This is a genomic window from Streptomyces sp. NPDC014801 (assembly GCF_043082085.1).
Classification (GTDB): domain Bacteria; phylum Actinomycetota; class Actinomycetes; order Streptomycetales; family Streptomycetaceae; genus Streptomyces.
In genome coordinates, this window is the sequence record NZ_JBIBXG010000013.1 from 20,709 (window position 1) to 39,442 (window position 18,734).

The following is an 18,734-nucleotide window of genomic DNA, read 5'->3' on the forward strand; positions in this document are numbered from 1 at the left end:
CCCCCTAGGCGGTCCTCTTCCGCACGGCCGCCCAGAAGTGGTCCACGATCGCGTCCAGGAAGGCACGCCCGCTCTCCTGGGAGTCGCTGCTGCCGCCACCCCAGCTGAGGGTGGCGGCCATGTGGCCCTGGTAGTCCTCGTGCAGTTCCTGCAGGACCTCCTCCAGGACGCCCTTGTCCAGCGGCGCGATCTTCGCGACCGGGCGGACGTACGCCTGCCAGCGGGTGGTCGCGGCGCTGCGCAGCAGCTCGGCGAGGCGCTCGACGCGCCCGGTCACCGCCACGAAGTCCGGCAGCGACAGCCGCAGCACGTCGGCGAGCGCCGCGGCCTGGCGCTCGTTGCCGCGCCAGTCCCCGCTGTCCTCCATGCGCAGGTAGGAGCGCAGGTCCAGGCCCACCGCCCGGGCCACGTCCTCGGGGGCGACGCCCCGGGCCAGGCGGTGCTCGCGCAGGGTGCGCGGGCTGCCGAGGAGTTCGGCCGGAGAGGCCCACAGCACGCCCGCCAGCGCGGTGAGTTCGGGGTTGCTGGGGGCCGCGATGCCGCGTTCCCAGGCGATGACGAGGTCCGGGGTGACGTAGGGCAGTCCGTAGGAGACCCGCATGCCGTGGGCGACGTGCTCGGGACCCATGCCGAGGGCGGCGCGCAGCCGCCGCGCGGCGAGGGCGTCGAACGGGGGGCCGGGCTGGTACGAGGGGTTCGAGGGGTGCACGCGGCACAACCTAGAGCGGCGCTCAAGCGGTGACTACGGTCGGTTCGGACAGGATCACGGATCGTACGAAGCTACGGTTCCGTAGGTTTTACCGTTCTGGGCACGTGTCACCCCTTGACGGCCCCGGCCAGCGCGAAGCCGCCGCCCAGCCGGCGCGCGATCAGCACGTACAGCAGGATCACCGGCGTCGAGTACACCACCGAGAACGCGGCCAGCTGCCCGTAGGCGACCATGCCCCGGTTGCCGAAGAACTCGTTGATGCTCACCGACGCCGGCATCTGGTCCGGGCTGAGCAGCAGCATGAACGGCACGAAGAAGTTGCCCCACATCATCACGAACGAGAACACCGTCACCACGGCCAGTCCGGGGCCCATCAGCGGCAGCACGATCCGCACCAGCGACTGCGCCGAGGACGCCCCGTCCGTCCAGGCGGCCTCCTCCAGCTCCTTCGGCACGCCGTCCATGAAGTTCTTCATCAGCCAGATGGCCATGGGCAGCTGGGACGCGGCGAAGAAGAGGATCGTCCCCTGCATCGTGTCGATCAGGTTCACCTGCACGAAGAGGGCATACACCGGCACCATCACGGCGGTGATCGGCAGACAGGTCGCGAACAGGACGGTGAGCAGGAACGGCCCGGCGAAGCGGGAGCGGAAACGGGAGAGCGGGTAGGCGGCGAGCGCGGCGCACACCACGGTCAGGGCGGTCGCCCCGCCGCACAGGATCAGGCTGTTCAGCAGCGGCGTGAAGGTGATCTCGGGGGTGAGGACCGCGTCGAAGTGGGCGAACGTCACGCCGCCGGGAGCCTTCACCCGCAGCCCGGCGTCCGGGTCCACCGAGGACAGCACCACCCATACCAGCGGCAGCGCGAAGGCCGCGGCGGCGACCAGCAGCGCGAGGTCGGCGGCGAGCCGGTGCCGGGCCCGGCGGACGGCGAGGGTGCGGGAGACGACGGTGCGGCGGGAGGGGGCGGTCCGGGGCCGGGCGGCGCCGACAGCGGTCCTGGCCATGGGCGCTACACCTCCGTCCGCAGCAGCCGCAGGTACACGACGGAGAACAGCGAGCCGACGACGAGCAGCAGCAGCGCGACCGCGGTGCCGTAGCCGATCATGCTGTTCTGGAAGGCCTGCTCGTACATGAACAGCGGCAGGGTCTCGCTCTTCCCGCCGGGCCCGCCGCGGGTCATCACCCAGATCAGCCCGAAGACGGACAGCGTCTGCAGGGTGTTGAGCATCAGGTTGGTCGCGATGGACCGCCGGATCATCGGCAGCGTGATGTGCCACAGCCGGCGCGGGCCGCCGGCGCCGTCGACCTCGGCGGCCTCGGTGATCTCCTGCGGGATCTCGGCGAGCGCGGCCGAGTACACCAGCATGGAGAACGCCGTGCCGCGCCAGACGTTGGCGAAGGACACGGCGAGGATCGGCAGCGTGAACAGCCAGTTCTGCGACGGCAGATGCAGCCAGTGCAGCACGGCGTTGAGCGTCCCCTCCTTCCGGAAGAACGCGTACAGCAGGAACCCGGCCACCACCTCCGGCAGCACCCACGCCGTCACCACGATCCCGCCGGTGAGCGTGCGCACCGGCTTCGACGCCCGCCGCATCAGCGCGGCCAGCGCCAGGCCCAGCGTGTTCTGCCCGAGCAGCGACGACACGACGGTGAACACCAGGGTCAGCCATACGGCGTTGAGGAACTCCTCGTCGGCGAAGGCCCGGCGGAAGTTGTCGAGGCCGACGAAGGAGGAGTGGGCCTGGCCGGTGAGCTGGAGGTCGGTGAAGGCGATCCAGGCGCAGTAGGCGATCGGCCCGGCGAGGAAGAGCAGCAGCAGGGCCAGGGCGGGGACCAGGGGCAGCGTGCGGGGCAGCAGCCGCGCGTTCATTTCCGGACCACGCGGTTGCCGGTGACGTCCGCCAGGGCCTCGTCGTAGGCGGCCGCCGCCTTCTCCACGCTCGCGTCACCGGTCGTCACGCTCTCCATCGCCTCCTGGATCGCCGTCGACACCTTCGGGTACGCCGGGTAGGCGGGCCGGTAGTGGGTGCTGGCGACGAGGTCGGTGAAGAACTTGATGCCGGGCTGGGCGGTGGCGTACGCGGGGTCGGCGGCGACGTCCTTGCGCACGGCGATCCCCGAGTTGGCGATGTACCACTTCTGCGCGTTGGCCTTGGTCTGCATCGTCTTGACGAACTCGAAGGCGAGGTCGGGGTTGCCGGCCTTGGCGGGGATCGCCCAGGTCCAGCCGCCGGACATGCTCACCTTGCCCGGTGCCTGCCCGGCCTGCGTCGGCATGGCGGCGAGCCCCAGCTTCTGCGACCACTGCGGCCACGCGTGTCCCGCCCCCGGCAGCCAGTCCTGCGGCAGCCAGGAGCCGTCCAGGTCGATGCCGAGCTTGCCCTGGGGCAGCAGCTCACCGCGCACGATGGTCTGGATGTTGGGGTCGAGGGCGGTGGAGACGTCGGGGCCGAGCTTCTCCCGGTAGACGGTCTCGACGAACTTCAGCGCGTCCTTGAACCCCTGGCCGCCCGCGATCCACTTCTTGCTGCCCGCGTCGTACAGCGGGTCGGAGCTGCCGTCGTTCGTGCCGTACAGCAGCATCTCGAAGCCCTGCATGGTGGCGGCCTCGCCGGCCGGTTTGCCGGTGTAGACGTTGAGCGGGGTGACGTCCGGGACCCGCTCCTTGATGGCGCGGGCGGCGGCGAGCACGTCGTCCCAGGTCCTCGGCTGCCAGGGCACGGGCAGGCCGGCCTTGCGGAAGATGCCCTTGTCGTACCAGAGTCCGCGGGTGTCGGTGCCGTCCGGGACGCCGTACGTCCTGCCGTCCTCGCCCTTGGCGGCGGCCTTGGCCGTGTCCAGGAACTGCTGCCAGTCGGGCCACTGCGCGAGATAGGGGTCCAGCGGCTTCAAGTACCCGCTGGTGATGTCGGAGTTGATGAGGAAGGTGTCCTCGTAGACCAGGTCGGGCGCGGTCTTGGGGGAGCGGAGCATCTGCTGGAGCTTGGTGTAGTACTCCGAGTCCGGCGCCTTGACCGGAACCAGCTCGACCTTCTTGCCGGGGTGGCTCTTCTCGAACTGCTTCTTGATGTCGGCGAGATAGTCGTCCATCACATGGACGGAGTTGTCGGTCGACTGCTTGAAGGAGACCTTGACGGTGTCGGGACCGCTGCCGGAGCCGCCACCGCACGCGGTGAGCGCGGTCGCGGCGAGGGTGGCGGTCAGCAGGGCACGGACGGCGGCGGTGGGGCGCACGGGCATGACCTCCAGCGGGCTCACGATGCTGTGACGCGGAGATTGCTGCGGTGCGAACGTAAGTTGAGTGGTCTAGTCAGGTCAATGCGTGTGCGCCGGTTCGCCCGCGAGCGGCGGGCCCGGTCACCGGCTCGCGGTGCGCACCCACTGGTACACCAACTCCGGTCGTCCCACCGTCCCGTACTGGGGTCTGCGGGCCGCACGGCCGGTGTCGACCAGGTGTTCCAGGTAGCGGCGGGCGGTGATGCGGGAGATGCCGACCGTCTCGGCGAGGGCCGTCGCCGTCAGGCCGTCCGTGACCTCCCGCAGGGCCGAGGTGACCCGCTCCAGGGTCGGTGCGCTCAGGCCCTTCGGCAGGGACGCCGGGGCCGGGGCGCGCAGGGCTGCCAGGGCGCGGTCGACCTCCTCCTGGCCGCTGGCCTCGCCGGCCGCGGCGCGGAAGTCGGCGTACCGGACCAGCCGGTCGCGCAGCGTGGCGAAGGTGAACGGTTTCAGCACGTACTGGACCACGCCCAGCGACACGCCCTCGCGGACCACCGCCAGGTCCCGCGCCGACGTCACCGCGATCACGTCCGCGTGGTAGCCGGCGGCCCGCAGCGTCCGCGCCAGCTGGAGGCCGTGCACATCCGGCAGGTGCAGGTCCAGCAGGAGCAGATCGACCTGCGTGCGCTCCAGCGCGCGGCGGGCCTCCGCCCCGGTGTGCGCCTTGCCGACGGCGACGAACCCCGGCACCCGGCCGACGTACATCACGTGCGCGTCCGCGGCGACCGGGTCGTCCTCGACGACCAGGACCCGGATCGGCGGCCGGCCGGCGCTCATGCCTCGCCCCCCTGGGCCACGGCGCTCGTCGGGGTGCCCGCGTCCGCGCGCAGCGGCAGCCGCACCTCGAACTCCGCGCCGCCCCCCGCGGCCTCCCTCACCGTCAGCGTGCCGTCGTGGCGGTGCACCGTCTGGTGGACCAGGGCCAGGCCCAGCCCGCGGCCGCCCGGGCCCGCGGGCTTGGTGGTGAAGCCGCGCTGGAAGACCAGACCGGCGTGCTCGGGATCCACGCCGGGGCCGGTGTCCGCCACCCGCAGCACCAGGTCCGTGGCGTCCGCGTACGCCGTCACCGTCACCCGCGCCGGCACCCCGCCCTGTGCCGCGTCCACCGCGTTGTCGATCAGGTTGCCGAGGACGGTCACCAGGTCCCGGGCCGACAGGGCCGGCGGCAGCAGACCGTCGTCGAGGCGGCTGTCGTCCGACACCACCAGCTCCACGCCCCGCTCGTTGGCCTGGGCCGTCTTGCCCAGCAGCAGCGCGGCCAGCACCGGTTCGCTCACCGCCGCCACCACCTGGTCGGTCAGCGCCTGCGCCAGCTCCAGTTCGGCCGTGGCGAAGTCCACCGCCTCCTCGGCCCGGCCCAGCTCGATCAGCGACACCACCGTGTGCAGACGGTTCGCCGCCTCGTGCGCCTGGGAGCGCAGGGCCTGGGTGAAGCCCCGCTCCGAGTCCAGCTCGCCCATCAGCGACTGGAGCTCGGTGACATCGCGCAGGGTGACGATCGTGCCGCGCCGCTCCCCGCCGGACACCGGTGAGGTGTTCACGACGACCACCCGCTCCGCCGTCAGATGCACCTCGTCCACCCGCGGCTCCGACGCCAGCAGCGCGCCCAGCAGCGGTGGCGGCAGCTCCAGCTCCGCCACCGGCCGGCCCACCACGTTCCCGCTCACGCCCAGCAGCTCCCGTCCGCCGTCGTTGATCAGCGCCACACGGTACTGCCCGTCGAGCAGCAGCAGCCCCTCGCGTACGGCGTGCAGCGCGGCCTCGTGGTAGGCGTGCATGCGGCTCAGCTCGGTGGCGTTCATGCCGTGGGTGTGCCGCCGCAGCCGGGCGTTGATCACGTACGTGCCGATCGCGCCCAGCGCCAGCACGCCCGCCGCGACGCCGAGCAGTGCCGTCACCTGGTCCTGCACGCGCGCGCTGATCGCCTCGACCCGGATGCCGGCGCTGACCAGGCCGACGATCCGCTTGTCGTCGTCCTCGACCGGTGTGACCGCGCGGACGGAGGGGCCGAGCGTCCCGGTGTAGGTCTCGGTGAAGGTCACCCCGCGCAGGGCGGGCGCGGTGTTGCCGAGGAACCGCTTGCCGATCTGGTTCGGGTCGGGGTGGGTCCAGCGGATGCCCTGCGGATTCATGATCGTGACGAAGTCGACGTCGGTGTCCCGCATGATCCGCAGCGCGTACGGCTGCAGCTCGGCCGTCGGGTCGGGGGAGCGGATCGCCGAGCGGACGGACGGCGAGTCGGCCACCGACCGGGCCACCGCGGTGGCCTGCCGTCCGGCCGCCTCCTCGGCCTGGCCGCGGTCGCTGACGTAGGAGAACAGCGCGTAACCGGCCACCACGACCGCGAGCAGCACGGCCTGCATGGCGAAGAGCTGGCCCGCCAGGCTGCGGGGTCTCGGCAGGGTGAGGCGCATGCCGCCAGTCTGCCTCCCGGTTCGACGGTGAACTAAATGAACGGAAGGGTGACCGCTCTCACAGGGCGGGAGATAGTCACGGCAATCCCCCAAAAGCCCGGACGTGAGCCGCACGCCGGTGATGCCGACGAAGACGTCAAGGAGGGCAGCCGTGGCCGCCAGCACATCCCCAACGGCACCTGCCGCGCCCGCTGCGAAGCGGGACCGCACCCACTACCTGTACATCGCGGTGATCGTCGCGGTCGCCCTCGGCATCGTCGTCGGGCTGGCCGCGCCCGACTTCGCCGTCGAGCTGAAGCCCATCGGTACGGGCTTCGTGAACCTGATCAAGATGATGATCTCGCCGATCATCTTCTGCACGATCGTGCTCGGCATCGGCTCGGTGCGCAAAGCCGCGAAGGTCGGCGCGGTGGGCGGCATCGCCCTCGTCTACTTCCTGGCGATGTCCCTGGTCGCGCTCGCGATCGGCCTGATCGTCGGCAACATCCTGGAGCCCGGCTCCAGCCTCGCCGTCACCGACGCCGTCAAGAGCGTCGGCCACGCTCAGGTCGACGCGGAGGCCAAGGACACCACCGACTTCCTGCTCGGGATCATCCCCAAGACGATCGTGTCCGCCTTCACCGAGGGCGAGGTGCTGCAGACGCTGCTGGTCGCGCTGCTGTGCGGGTTCGCGCTGCAGGCCATGGGCAAGGCCGGGCAGCCGGTCCTGCGCGGCATCGAGCACATCCAGCGGCTCGTCTTCCGCGTCCTGGCGATGGTCATGTGGGCGGCGCCGATCGGCGCGTTCGGCGCGATGGCCGCGGTCGTCGGCTCGGCGGGCGTGGACGCGCTGAAGTCGCTGGCCGTGCTGATGCTCGGCTTCTACGTCACCTGTGCGCTGTTCGTGTTCGTCGTCCTCGGCGCGCTGCTGCGGATCGTCGCCGGGCTGAACGTCTTCTCGTTCTTCAAGTACCTGGGCCGTGAGTTCCTGCTGATCCTGTCGACGTCCTCCTCCGAGTCCGCGCTGCCGCGGCTGATCGCGAAGATGGAGCACCTGGGCGTCAGCAAGCCCGTCGTCGGCATCACCGTGCCGACCGGCTACTCCTTCAACCTCGACGGCACCATGATCTACATGACCATGGCGTCCCTGTTCATCGCCGACGCGATGGGCACGCCGATGTCGGTCGGCGAGCAGATCCCGCTGCTGCTGTTCCTGCTGGTGGCGTCCAAGGGCGCGGCGGGCGTCACCGGCGCGGGCCTGGCCACGCTGGCCGGCGGTCTGCAGTCGCACAAGCCGGCGCTGGTCGACGGCATCGGGCTCATCGTCGGCATCGACCGCTTCATGAGCGAGGCCCGCGCGCTGACCAACTTCGCGGGGAACGCGGTGGCGACGGTCCTGATCGGGACGTGGACGAAGGAGATCGACACGGTGCGCGTCCGCGCGGTGCTGGCCGGTGAGATCCCGTTCGACGAGAAGACCCTGCTGGACGACGGCGAGCCGGAGCCGGCGGTGGAGAAGGAGCTGGCCAGCGCATAGCGCCGCGGGGGCCGGGGCGGTTGCGCGGGAGCGGGCCGTCCGTGGCCCGTCGCGCCCACGCGGCGGAGCCGCATATCGCTACCGCCCCGCGCCCCCCAGGGGACCGCACCCCCGCCTTCGACCAGGGCACCCGGCATCGCCTGAACCTTTGCCGGGTGCCCTTCGCGTTTCTCAGGCCTGTGCCGTCAGCTTCTGCACCAGCTCCGTCGCCCTCGCCGCCGGTACTCCCACCGCCGTCAGCACCGTGACCGCCGCCGAGGGGCCCGCGTCGGCGGGCGGAACCAGACCGTCGTTCACGGCCTCCATCAGGCCGAAGAGGATCTGCTCGTGGACGTACGCCAGCGCCGGGGCGGGCAGGGCTGAGGCGAAGACGCCCTCGTCCAGGCCCCGCTGCAGCAGCCGGACGCCGTTCTCGCGGACGGGGGCCAGGCGCTCCCGGATGCCCTGCATGGTGACCGTGCGCTGGGCCAGTGCGACGAGCAGGCGGTAGCGGTCGGCGATCTCCCACACCGCGAGCACCGAGCGGGCCACGGCCTCGGCCGGGTCCTCCACGCCCTCGCGGCCCTCGGCGTGCGCGGTCGCCAGTGCCTCGACCGCGTCGTCGACCAGCGTGCTGATCAGCGCCTCCCGGCTCGGGAAATGGCCGTACACGGTCCGCCGTACGACGCCCGCGGCGCGCGCGATGTGGTCCATGGAGGCGTCGGGGTCGCGCAGCAGCTCCGCGAGAGCGACGTCGAGGATGCGGCGCCGGTTGGCGTCGGCGCGGCTGTTACCCGTGGTCATGGCAGCCATTCTGCCCTCCTCCCGTACGCCCGCTTCCCGTCGACTTGCACAGCGCTGTGCAACGGACGTACATTGCACATGGTTGTGCATTTGCACTCCGTTGTGCAAGTTTCGACGTCGAGGAAGGCGATCCCTGCCATGCGACTCGTGAAGAACGAACCGGTCGAGAGGATGGAGGGCCCCTACCCCCGGCGCTGGTGGGCGCTCCTCGTCCTGTGCCTGAGCCTGCTGATCATCGTGATGGCGAACACCGCCCTCACGGTGGCCGCGCCCGACATGACCCGCGACCTCGGGCTGTCCAGCGCCGACCTGCAGTGGGTCATCGACGGCTACACCGTCCCCTACGCCGCGCTGATGCTGCTGCTCGGCGCGATCGGCGACAAGTACAGCCGGCGCGGCGCGCTGGTCCTCGGGCTCGTCGTCTTCGGCGGCGGCGCGGTCGCCGGCTACCTCGCCGGCAGCGCCGGCGCGGTCATCGCCGCCCGTGCCGTCATGGGCGTCGGCGCCGCGCTGATCATGCCCGCCACGCTGTCCCTGCTCGCCGCGACCTTCCCGCGCCGGGAGCGGGCCAAGGCGATCACCCTGTGGACGGCCACCGCCGGTCTCGCCATCGCCGCCGGCCCGGTCGTCGCGGGCGCGCTGCTGCGCGACCACGGCTGGGCCTCCACGTTCCTGATCAACGTGCCCATCGCGGCCGTCGCGATCGTCGCCGCGTTCGTCCTCGTGCCGCCGTCCAAGGCGGGACACCACGACCGGATCGACTACGTCGGCGGTCTGCTGTCGGTGATCTGGACCGGCGCGCTCGTCTACATGATCATCGAGGGTCCGCACTTCGGCTGGGGCGCCAAGGCCGTCACCGCCGCGGTCGTGGCCGGGGTCGGGCTGATCGCCTTCGTCCTGTGGGAGCTGCGCCACCCGCGTCCCATCCTGGACGTGCGCCGCTTCACCGAGCGCCGCTTCGCCGGCTCCAACCTCGCCGTGGCCCTGTTCTTCCTGGCCGTCTTCGGCGCCTTCTACTACCTCACCCAGCACCTGCAGTTCGTCCTCGGCTATGACGCCCTGGACACCGGCGTGCGCATGCTGCCGCTGGCCGGCGCGGTCTTCGTGGGCTCGGCGCTGACCGGGTACCTCACCCCGCGGGTCGGCATGAAGTGGACGGTGAGCGCGGGCATGGTCGGCGGCACGGCCGCGCTGGCCCTGCTGACGCGGGTCGACGCCGGTTCCTCGTACGGCGACTTCGTGGCGCCCCTGATCATCCTCGGCCTGGCGATCGGGCTGGCCCTCTCGCCCTGCACGGACGCCATCATGGGCTCCTTCCCGGAGGCGGAGCTGGGCGTGGGCGGCGCCGTGAACGACACCTCGCTGGAGCTGGGCGGCTCGCTCGGCATCGCGATCCTCGGCTCGCTGCTCGGCACCTCGTACTCCGACCACCTCGCCGACGCCACGCGCGGCGGCAGGCTGCCCGCGGACGCGCTGGCCACCGCGCAGGACTCCGTCGGTGCCGGGTACGCCGTCGCGCAGGGCATCGGCGACAAGGCCCGCGCGCTCGCCGAGCAGGCGGCGCACGCGAGCAGCCCCCAGCAGGCCGCGCAGCTCAAGGCGCAGGCGCAGCAACTGGCCGAGGGCGCCGGGCAGATGAGCCACGCCGTCGGTTCCTCCTTCGCCGACGCGGTCGCCCACACCAGTCTGGTCGGCGCGGTGATCCTCGGCGCCGGCACGGTGCTCGTCGCGGTGCTGCTGCCTCGCCGGGACAAGGCCCGGGCCGAGCAGCCCGAGCAGGAGAAGGAGCCGCAGCTCAGCGACGCCGGCTGACTCTCACCGAACTCTTAACCGACTCCACTAGCGTGCCGCGCCGATCATTGGGTGCGGCACGTTCATACAGGAGGCTCGGGGGATGAGGATCGACTGGAACCGGCGCACGTGCGCCCGACGAGGGCACGTCACGTACGCGCCGGACGACCCCCGGCTCAGGGTGCGGCTGCACGCCGAGACCGCGCTCGGCGAGGTGTGGCGGTGCCTGCGCTGCGGCGACTTCGTGCTCGGCGAGCCGCGCGGCGCGGGGCCGGCCGCCGACGCCCCGCTGGTGCCGCGCGGCAAGGTGCTGCGGGACCTGTTCATCCTGCGCTTCCTCGCCATCGAGCGGGTGCTGCGCGGGGTGTTCATCGTGCTGGTCGCGGCGGCCGTGTGGAAGTTCTCCAACAGCCAGGACGCGGTGCGGCGGCTCTTCGACGAGAACCTCGACGTCTTCCGCCCGGTCTTCCGCCACTTCCACTACGACCTCGACCACTCTCCGGTCGTCGGTTCCGTGCAGAAGGCGTTCGGCTACAAGCACTCCACGCTGCTGCTCGTCGCCGGGCTCCTCCTCGCCTACGCGCTGATCGAGATCGTCGAGGCGGTCGGCCTGTGGTACGCCAAGCGCTGGGCGGAGTACCTGACGGTGGTCGCCACCGCCGCGTTCCTGCCGCTGGAGGTCTACGAACTCACCGAGCACGTCAGCGCGCTGAAGATCGCCACCCTGGTCCTCAACATCCTCGCCGTCCTCTACATCGCCCTGGCCAAACGCCTCTTCGGCCTGCGCGGCGGCCGCCGCGCCTTCGACGAGGAACGCCGCAGCGAGTCCCTGCTGGAGGTGGAGGAGGCGGCCGAGGTCGCCCCCGGCGCGAGGGGCCGGTGATCCCGCGCGGCGGGGCCGGGGCCGCGCGCGCTTGCCTTGACGTCGGCGTCAAGCCGTACGGTCGAGGACATGCGAATCGGCGAGCTGGCCGCACGGGCCGGGACCACCACGCGGACGCTGCGGTACTACGAGGCGCGGGGGCTGCTGCCCGCGCGCCGGGACGAGCACGGGCACCGGGCCTACGACGAGCACGACCTCAGGCTGCTGGAGCAGATCCGGACCCTGCAGGACTTCGGGTTCGAGCTGGAGGAGACCCGGCCGTTCGTGGAGTGCCTGCGCGCCGGGCACCCCGCGGGGGACGCGTGCCCGGCGTCGGTGGCGGTCTACCGCAGCAAGCTGGCGGAGCTGGACGCGCTGATCGGCGAGCTGAGCGGGGTCCGGGCGACGGTCGCCGCGCAGCTGGCGAAGGCCGAGCGGGCCATGGGCGAGCTGGCCGCCGACGCGCTGGTTCCGGGGGGTCCGGAGCCGCGGTGCGAGCTGGGAGGACAGGAACAGTGATCAAGGCCGACGGTGTGACCGAGGTGACGGACGGCAGTTTCGGGGCGGAGGTGCTGGCGTCCGACCTGCCGGTCCTGGTGGAGTTCACCGCCGACTGGTGCCCGCCGTGCCGGCAGATGGGCCCGGTGCTGAGCGCCCTCGCCGAGGAGGAGGGGGAGCGTCTGAAGGTGGTGCAGCTGGACGTGGACCACAACCCGGAGACGACGAACGCGTACAAGGTGCTGTCGATGCCGACCTTCATGGTCTTCCGCGCCGGTGAGCCGGTGAAGGCGATGGTGGGCGCGCGGCCGAAGCGCCGGCTGCTGGAGGAACTCGCCGACGTGCTCTGAGGGCCCGTCCACGGCCGTACTCCGCGGTCCGCCACAGCAGAAATCCCCCGGGCAATTGCGCCCGGGGGATTTCTTTGCGTATATTCGTTCATTCGTGACTTCCATGAAAAGAGGTCACGAAGAAGATTGGTGAGCACAGTATATCCGGGCGGGAGCGGAATTGTCAAACACCGAATTTCCGGACGATGAATTGCGGCGGGAACAGGAATTCATCGACGGGCTGTACGCGCGCGTGGACGCGCTGCGCGGGGACACCGAGGCCGCCGTCCACGACGCGCTCGCGCAGGGCGACAAGCCCATGCAGGCCCGGCTGGAGCGGGACATCCTGGTCGCCGAGCGCTCGGGGCTGCTCGCCGCGCTGAACGCGGTCGACGGCTCGCTGTGCTTCGGCCGGATCGACTTCACCGACGGCTCCAGCCACCACATCGGCCGCATCGGGCTGCGCGAGAACGACACCGAGCGCACCCCGGTGCTCATCGACTGGCGCGCCGAGGTCGCCCGGCCCTTCTACGTGGCCACCGGGCACACCCCGATGGGCCTGCGCCGCCGCCGGCACATCTCCACCGAGGGCCGCCGGGTCACCGATCTGCACGACGAGTTCCTCGACGTCGGCGACCGGGAGCGCACCGGCCACGAGGACCCGAGCGGCGACGCCGTGCTGCTGGCCGCGCTGAACTCCGCGCGCACCGGCCGCATGAGCGACATCGTGCAGACCATCCAGGCCGAGCAGGACGAGATCATCCGGGCCCCGCACCGCGGGGTGCTGGTCGTGGAGGGCGGCCCCGGCACCGGCAAGACGGCCGTCGCCCTGCACCGGGCCGCCTACCTGCTCTACGAGCACCGCGAACTGCTCGCCAAGCGGGCCGTGCTGATCGTCGGCCCGAACCCGGCCTTCCTCGGCTACATCGGCGAGGTGCTGCCCTCCCTCGGCGAGACCGGCGTGCTGCTCGCCACGGTCGGCGAGCTGTTCCCCGGCGTGAAGGCCACCGCCGCGGACACCCCCGAGGCGGCCGCGGTCAAGGGCCGCGCGGACATGGCCGACGTGCTCGCCGCCGTCGTCCGCGACCGGCAGGCGCTGCCCGACCCGGTCCTCGCCGTCGAGCACGACCGCGAGGTGCTGATGCTCGACGACGGGCTGGTGAACGTCGCCCGCGAGAAGACCCGCGCCACGAAACTGCCGCACAACACGGCCCGCGAGTACTTCGAGGGCCACATCCTCAACACCCTCACCGAGCTGTACGCCGAGCGCGTCGGCACCGACCCCTACGACGGCTCCAGCCTGCTCGACGCGAGCGACATCACCCAGATCCGCGACGAGCTCGCCGAGAACCCCGAGGTCTGGTCGGCGATCGACCGGCTGTGGCCGGTGCTCACCCCGCAGCGGCTGGTCGCCGACTTCCTCGCCGAGCCCGAGGGCTTTCTGGGCGAGGAGGACGCGGCCGCGATCCGCCGTCCGGTCACCCGGCACTGGACCACCGCCGACGTCCCGCTGCTGGACGAGGCCGCCGAACTCCTCGGCGAGGACGACCGGCAGGCCCGCGCCCGCGCCGAGCGGGAACGCGCCACGCAGATCGCCTACGCGCAGGGCGTCCTCGACGTCTCCTACGCCTCCCGGACCTACGAGTTCGAGGACAAGGAGGAGGACGACCCGGAGGCGTCCGAGGTGCTGTCCGCGCACGACATCATCGACGCCGAGCGCTTCGCCGAGCGCCAGGAGGAGGCCGACCACCGCTCCGCCGCCGAGCGGGCCGCCGCCGACCGCACCTGGGCGTTCGGGCACATCATCGTCGACGAGGCGCAGGAGCTGTCCCCGATGGCGTGGCGGCTGCTGATGCGGCGCTGCCCCACCCGCTCGATGACCCTGGTCGGCGACCCGGTGCAGACCGCGGAGGCGGCCGGCGTCGGCTCCTGGGAGGGCATCCTCGCCCCCTACGTCGAGGACCGCTGGGAGCACACCCGGCTCGGCGTCAACTACCGCACACCGGCGGAGATCATGGAGCTGGCCGCAGCGGTCGTCCGCGCCGAGCAGCCCGGCTTCGAGCCCCCGCAGTCCGTGCGCTCCACCGGCGTACGGCCGTGGGTGCGCGGCACCGACGACCTGCCCGGCGCGGTGGAGAAGGCCGTCGCCGAACTCACCCCGGCCGAGGGCCGTCTCGCGGTGATCGCGCCGCGCGCGCTGCACCGCCGGCTCGCCGCCCGGCTGGACGGCGTGACGGCCGGCGCCGAGCCCGACCTGACGCGGACCGTCGTCCTGCTCGACCCGCGCCAGGCCAAGGGCCTGGAGTTCGACTCCGTCCTGGTCGTCGAACCCGCCCACTACGGCACGAGCGACCTGTACGTCGCCCTCACCCGCGCCACCCAGCGCCTCGGCATCCTGCACACGGGGGAGCTGCCGCCGGGGCTCGCCACGACGGCCGCCGGGTGACGCACGCGGTGGGGTGACGGGGGCGGCGCAGGACGTCCGGAGGCGCGGCGGACGGGCGACCACACTGCCCAGGGGCGCGGCGGCCGCGTGAGGCACGCGGCGGGGTGGCACGCCCGGCGCCCGGTGCCGCTGCCGCGGCGACTGGTCGGCCCGCCCGGTCAGGCCGGCCATGGCGACTGGTCGGCCCGCCCGGTCAGGCCGGCCGCGGTGCCCGGTCGGCCCGCCCGGTCAGGCCGGCCGCAGCCACACCGTGGCCAGCGGGGGCAGGGTGAGGCGGATGCTCGCAGGGCGGCCGTGGCGGCCCTGGGGCTCCGGCTTGACCGGGTCGGGGCCGGTGACGTCGCTGCCGCCGTAGCGGGCCGCGTCCGTGTTGATGACCTCGTGCCAGGCCGGTATGTCGTCGGGGACGCCGAGGCGGTAGTCGGGGCGCACCACGGGGGCGAGGTTCGACACCGCCAGCAGGGGGCTGCCGTCGGCGTCGTAGCGCAGGAACGCGAAGACGTTGTCCTCGGCGGCGTCGCCGACGATCCACTGGAAGCCGTCGGGGTGGATGTCCCGCTGCCACAGCGCCGGCGTCTCCCGGTAGCGGGCGTTCAGGTCGCGGACCAGGTCCAGGACGCCCCGATGGTCGGGCTCGGCGCCGTAGGACGGGTCCAGCAGCCACCAGTCCGGGCCGCGCGCCTCCGACCACTCCGAGCCCTGTGCGAACTCCTGCCCCATGAACAGCAGCTGCTTGCCGGGGTGCGCCCACATGAAGGCCAGATAGGCGCGCAGGTTGGCGCGCTGCTGCCACCAGTCCCCGGGCATCTTCGACACCAGCGACTTCTTGCCGTGCACCACCTCGTCGTGCGAGATCGGCAGCACGTAGTTCTCGCTGTAGGCGTACACCATCGAGAACGTCATCTCGTGGTGGTGGTACTTGCGGTGGACCGGGTCGTGGCTCATGTACTGCAGCGAGTCGTGCATCCAGCCCATGTTCCACTTCAGCCCGAAGCCGAGCCCGCCGAAGCCGCTCGGGCCCTTGTGGTGGGTGGCCCGGGTGACCCCGTCCCATGCGGTGGACTCCTCCGCGACGGTCACCACGCCCGGCACCCTGCGGTACACGGTCGCGTTCATCTCCTGCAGGAACGCCACCGCGTCCAGGTTCTCCCGGCCGCCGTACCGGTTCGGCGTCCACTGGCCCGACTCGCGCGAGTAGTCCAGATAGAGCATGGAGGCGACGGCGTCCACGCGCAGGCCGTCGATGTGGAACTCCTCGCACCAGTACACCGCGTTGGCGACGAGGAAGTTGCGGACCTCGGTGCGGCCGTAGTCGAATTCCAGCGTCCCCCAGTCCGGGTGCGCGGCGCGCAGCGGGTCGGAGTGCTCGTACAGCGGCCGCCCGTCGAACTCGGCCAGCGCCCACTCGTCGCGCGGGAAGTGCGCCGGCACCCAGTCCATGATCACGCCGATGCCCGCCTGGTGCAGCTTGTCCACCAGATAGCGGAAGTCGTCCGGCGTGCCGAGCCGGGCCGTCGGCGCGTAGAAGCCGGTGACCTGGTAGCCCCAGGAGCCGCCGAAGGGGTGCTCGGCGACCGGCATCAGCTCCACGTGCGTGAACCCGAGGTCCTTGACGTACGCCGGAAGCTGCTCGGCGAGCTGATGGTACGTCAGCCCGGGGCGCCAGGACGCCAGGTGGACCTCGTACACGGAGAACGGCGCCTCGTGCGCGGGCACCTGCGGCCGGCGCTCCAGCCACTCCGCGTCGCCCCACTCGTAGTCCGAGGACGTGATGATCGACGCCGTCTCCGGCGGGACCTGGGTGCGCCGCGCCAGCGGGTCCGCGCGCAGCGTCTTGGAGCCGTCCGGGCGGGTGATCTCGAACTTGTACAGCTCGCCGTCGCCGATGCCGGGCACGAACAGCTCCCACACCCCGGTCGAGCCCAGCGAACGCATGGGGAAGGCCGTGCCGTCCCAGAGGTTGAAGGTGCCGGCCACCCGCACCCCGCGCGCGTTCGGCGCCCACACCGCGAAGCGGGTGCCCGGGACGCCCTGGTGGGTCATCGGGTGCGCGCCGAGCGCCTGCCACAGCTGCTCGTGCCGGCCCTCGCCGATCAGATGCAGGTCCAGGTCGCCGAGCGTGGGCAGGAAGCGGTAGGCGTCCTCGGTCTCCAGTTCGGTGTCCTCGTACGCCACCAGCAGCTTGTACGCCGGGACCTCCCGCAGCGGCAGCAGCCCCGAGAAGAAACCGTCCCCATCGGGGTGCAGCTCGGCGCGCACGCCGTCGGCGACGACCGTCACCGACCGGGCGTACGGCCGCAGCGTCCGCACGACGACGCCGCTCTCCGCCGGGTGGGCGCCGAGCACGCCGTGCGGGTCGTGGTGCGTGCCGGCCAGCAGCCGCTCCCGGTCACCGGCGTCCAGCGGGGGCGCGAGCGGCACGGGGACGGTGACGGGCGGCTCGGGGACGGTGGCGGGCGGCTCGGGGACGGTGGCGGGCGGCTCGGCGGGAGCGGACGCCGCGGGGCGGACCGTGGCCTTCTTGGTCACCGCCTTCTCGGCCGCGGTCTTCTTGGCGGCCTTCTTGGCCTTCTTCGGATCCGAACCGCTGGGCTGTCGACGGGGGGTCACGGGCGGAGCCTCCTGGAAGGGACGTCGGTCGGAAGGCGCATCGGGTCAGCTGGGCTGGGACGCGGCGGCGAGGTCCTCGATCGCCGCCATCGGCACCGGCAGCCAGTCGGGGCGGTGCCGGGCCTCGTAGACGACCTCGTAGATCGCCTTGTCGGTCTCGTAGGCGCGCAGCAGCACCGGGTCGGTGCGCGGGTCGAAGCCGCTCGCCTCGGCGTATCCGGTGCAGTACGCGGCGCGGCAGGCCCGCGCCCACTGCGGCGCCGGCGGTGTCGCCGAGTGCGCCGCGTAGTCGAAGGAGCGCAGCATGCCCGCCACGTCCCGCACCGCCGGCTGCGGCATCCGCCGCTCGGCGAGCGGCCGGGCCGGCTCGCCCTCGAAGTCGATCAGGGACCACTCACCGGCGGGCGAGCGCAGGCACTGCCCCAGGTGCAGATCGCCGTGCACGCGCTGCGCGGTCCAGGTGTGCCCCTCGGCGGCCAGGGCGGCCAGCGCCTCGAACGCCGTGCGCAGCCCCGGCGCGTACGGGCCGAGCGCCGGCACCTGCTGGACGGCGCTGTCCAGCCGCTCGATCATGCCGTGCACCATCGGCTCCAGCTGGGCGTGCCCGAGGGTGACCGTGGGCAGCGCGCGGGCCAGCGCCGTGTGCACCTCGGCGGTGGCCCGCCCCAGGGCCCGCGCCTCGGCGGCGAAGTCCTCGCCCTTGGCCAGCTGCCGCAGGGCCAGCTCCCAGCCGTCGGCCGCGCCCTGCACGAAGGGCTGCAGCACCCCGAGGACGTACGACTCGCCGGCCGGGCCGGCCGCGTCGTGGGTGTCCGCCTCGATCCAGGCGGTCGGCGCCGGCACCCGTGCGCAGCCCTCGCGGGCCAGGGCCAGCGGCAGCTCCAGGTCGGGGTTGATCCCGGGGACGACCCGGCGCAGTACTTTCAGGATGAACGTGTCCCCGTAGACGACGGAGGAGTTCGACTGCTCCGCCGTCATCACGCGGGGCACCAGGTGGGGCCGTATCTCCGCGTGCGGGGCCTGCTCGAAACGCAGCCCGCCGATGCGGGCCTGGGAGCGCAGGGCCTCCAGGAGCACATCGGCGGGCCGGGGGTCGTACAGGGCGTCGTACACCGTGCGTCCGGTGAGCGGGCCCTCGGTCACGTGGCCTATCAGCGCGGGCGCCAGCCGGGGCGGCAACGCCTCGCGCACGCCTATGAGCAGCTGGTAGCAGTCCCCGGGGTGGGTCTCGGCGGACCCCAGGGTGAGCGGCTGGTGGGCGCGCACGAGCAGGTGGTACAGGCCCAGGCGGCCGCCGGACGGGAGCAGCTCGGTGGCCTCGACCAGGGAGAACCCGGTCACCGGGCGTCCCTTGCCCGCGAACCAGCGCTGCCTCGGCAGCCACTCGCGCAACAGTGGATCCAGTGACGCGAGCAGGCCGGGGCTGGTGGTGCCCGAGACGGTGACCGTTTCCGCCATGGCGTCACGTCCTTTCCCCGGGGGAGGGGGCTGGGGCGG

The 18,734-nt window shown here is 72.3% G+C and carries 15 protein-coding genes; 6 read left to right on the forward strand and 9 right to left on the reverse strand.

All coding sequences use genetic code 11. The features are described 5' to 3' along the window. Positions 1-4 precede the first annotated feature (4 nt). The 6 genes from ACF1AL_RS29660 to ACF1AL_RS29685 form a co-directional block, all read right to left on the reverse strand. A complete protein-coding gene (locus tag ACF1AL_RS29660) occupies positions 5-718 on the reverse strand; it encodes a helix-turn-helix domain-containing protein (protein WP_391828161.1) in 714 nt (237 codons plus the stop codon). Positions 719-816: 98 nt separating this feature from the next. Further along, entirely contained in the window at positions 817-1,716 is a 900-nt protein-coding gene (locus ACF1AL_RS29665) for a carbohydrate ABC transporter permease (protein ID WP_384206781.1), read from the reverse strand. Positions 1,717-1,721: 5 nt separating this feature from the next. Continuing rightward, entirely contained in the window at positions 1,722-2,582 is an 861-nt protein-coding gene (locus ACF1AL_RS29670) for a carbohydrate ABC transporter permease (protein WP_384206783.1), read from the reverse strand. Beyond that, positions 2,579-3,952: an extracellular solute-binding protein gene (locus ACF1AL_RS29675; protein ID WP_391779429.1), complete on the reverse strand. Its 1,374-nt coding sequence runs from the start codon at positions 3,950-3,952 to the stop codon at positions 2,579-2,581. The genes ACF1AL_RS29670 and ACF1AL_RS29675 overlap by 4 nt, the downstream gene beginning before the upstream one ends. A gap of 117 nt (positions 3,953-4,069) precedes the next feature. Next, positions 4,070-4,765, reverse strand: coding sequence for a response regulator (locus tag ACF1AL_RS29680; RefSeq protein WP_391828163.1), 696 nt, complete (start codon positions 4,763-4,765; stop codon positions 4,070-4,072). Continuing rightward, positions 4,762-6,402 carry an ATP-binding protein gene (locus tag ACF1AL_RS29685; RefSeq protein ID WP_391779430.1) on the reverse strand — a complete coding sequence of 547 codons (1,641 nt, stop codon included), beginning with the start codon at positions 6,400-6,402 and terminating at the stop codon, positions 4,762-4,764. Before ACF1AL_RS29685 ends, ACF1AL_RS29680 begins: the two co-directional genes overlap by 4 nt. A gap of 121 nt (positions 6,403-6,523) precedes the next feature. Here ACF1AL_RS29685 and ACF1AL_RS29690 point away from each other — a divergent pair, with 121 nt between their 5' ends. Further along, complete coding sequence (locus ACF1AL_RS29690; RefSeq protein ID WP_366842037.1) at positions 6,524-7,918, forward strand: cation:dicarboxylate symporter family transporter; 1,395 nt, start codon at positions 6,524-6,526, stop codon at positions 7,916-7,918. A 171-nt stretch (positions 7,919-8,089) separates the two neighbouring features. On the opposite strand, the gene ACF1AL_RS29695 is transcribed toward ACF1AL_RS29690, so the two are convergent. Continuing rightward, the gene (locus ACF1AL_RS29695) at positions 8,090-8,710 is read right to left on the reverse strand and encodes a TetR/AcrR family transcriptional regulator (protein WP_384206792.1); all 621 of its coding nucleotides are present in this window, start codon (positions 8,708-8,710) and stop codon (positions 8,090-8,092) included. Positions 8,711-8,839: 129 nt separating this feature from the next. Here ACF1AL_RS29695 and ACF1AL_RS29700 point away from each other — a divergent pair, with 129 nt between their 5' ends. The 5 genes from ACF1AL_RS29700 to ACF1AL_RS29720 all read left to right on the forward strand — a co-directional run bounded on the left by ACF1AL_RS29700 (position 8,840) and on the right by ACF1AL_RS29720 (position 14,627). After that, positions 8,840-10,513, forward strand: a complete 1,674-nt coding sequence (locus ACF1AL_RS29700; protein ID WP_366842030.1) for an MFS transporter — start codon at positions 8,840-8,842, stop codon at positions 10,511-10,513. Between the two features lie 82 nt (positions 10,514-10,595). Further along, on the forward strand, positions 10,596-11,375 hold the full coding sequence (locus ACF1AL_RS29705; RefSeq protein ID WP_391698059.1) for a DUF2127 domain-containing protein: 780 nt from the start codon (positions 10,596-10,598) through the stop codon (positions 11,373-11,375). Positions 11,376-11,444: 69 nt separating this feature from the next. Beyond that, a complete protein-coding gene (locus ACF1AL_RS29710; protein ID WP_366842032.1) occupies positions 11,445-11,873 on the forward strand; it encodes a MerR family transcriptional regulator in 429 nt (142 codons plus the stop codon). Next, positions 11,870-12,202, forward strand: a complete 333-nt coding sequence (locus ACF1AL_RS29715; protein WP_391698062.1) for a thioredoxin family protein — start codon at positions 11,870-11,872, stop codon at positions 12,200-12,202. Before ACF1AL_RS29710 ends, ACF1AL_RS29715 begins: the two co-directional genes overlap by 4 nt. Positions 12,203-12,392: 190 nt before the next feature. Beyond that, positions 12,393-14,627: a HelD family protein gene (locus ACF1AL_RS29720; protein WP_391828310.1), complete on the forward strand. Its 2,235-nt coding sequence runs from the start codon at positions 12,393-12,395 to the stop codon at positions 14,625-14,627. A gap of 228 nt (positions 14,628-14,855) precedes the next feature. Here the strand turns inward: ACF1AL_RS29720 and glgB are convergent, their stop codons facing one another. Further along, on the reverse strand, positions 14,856-17,048 hold the full coding sequence (gene glgB, locus ACF1AL_RS29725) for a 1,4-alpha-glucan branching enzyme (RefSeq protein WP_391828312.1): 2,193 nt from the start codon (positions 17,046-17,048) through the stop codon (positions 14,856-14,858). A 234-nt stretch (positions 17,049-17,282) separates the two neighbouring features. Beyond that, positions 17,283-18,695 (reverse strand): phosphotransferase, encoded by a 1,413-nt coding sequence (locus ACF1AL_RS29730; RefSeq protein WP_391698068.1) that lies wholly within the window; start codon positions 18,693-18,695, stop codon positions 17,283-17,285. Between the last annotated feature and the right edge of the window lie 39 nt (positions 18,696-18,734).